A 600-nucleotide genomic window follows, 5' to 3' on the forward strand; every position below is an offset into this window, starting at 1 on the left:
GTAGTCGGCAAGCCAGCTGAAACTCTAAATACATGAACTGACTTTTGGGATCATTATCGATAATAGCTATGCGATTAGGCATGGCAGTAGCCGATTGTCGCTGCCACTCTTGTATGAACATGTTAGTGACGGCTTCTTCAAAGCCATCAAGCATTTTAGTAGTATCAGCACTTTGCTCGGAAGGGTGGCAGCATTGTTTTTGTGCGCGGGCAAGTGCTACGTTTAAAAATGCGCCTCCAGCGTTAGTATTGATCTCAATAAGTTGAGGGCTATCGCTACCTAAGTGAAAGTCATAACCCATAAAGGCTCCTATTGGCCCTGGATCGAAAGCAGCAATTTTGGGTGCCCATGACAATACTTGCTGTTGGTAAGATGGAAGTCTAGCAGCCGACTCAATAGCTGCGACAATTCGCACCATTGTCTCTATCTCTGTTTTGGGGACAAACACCGGTGTTGCTGAAAAAATTTTATTAAGCTCATTAGCTCCTATTGGGTTGTCTCTAGTGTCTGACAATTGATTTTGAAGGCTAGTATTAAGTACTTTACGATCTAAAGTACGGCAATAGCACTCTTTATTAAGTTGATCTGCAAGATTGTCAT

Annotated in this window: 1 pseudogene; it reads right to left on the reverse strand. The window is 42.8% G+C overall.

What is annotated here, in order from left to right:
- Nucleotides 1-600 (reverse strand): annotated as a pseudogene (locus SB725_RS30085) (hypothetical protein); the annotation flags it as partial.

The sequence above is a fragment of the Pseudomonas sp. SIMBA_041 genome, assembly GCF_046535095.1.
GTDB lineage: Bacteria > Pseudomonadota > Gammaproteobacteria > Pseudomonadales > Pseudomonadaceae > Aquipseudomonas > Aquipseudomonas mucoides.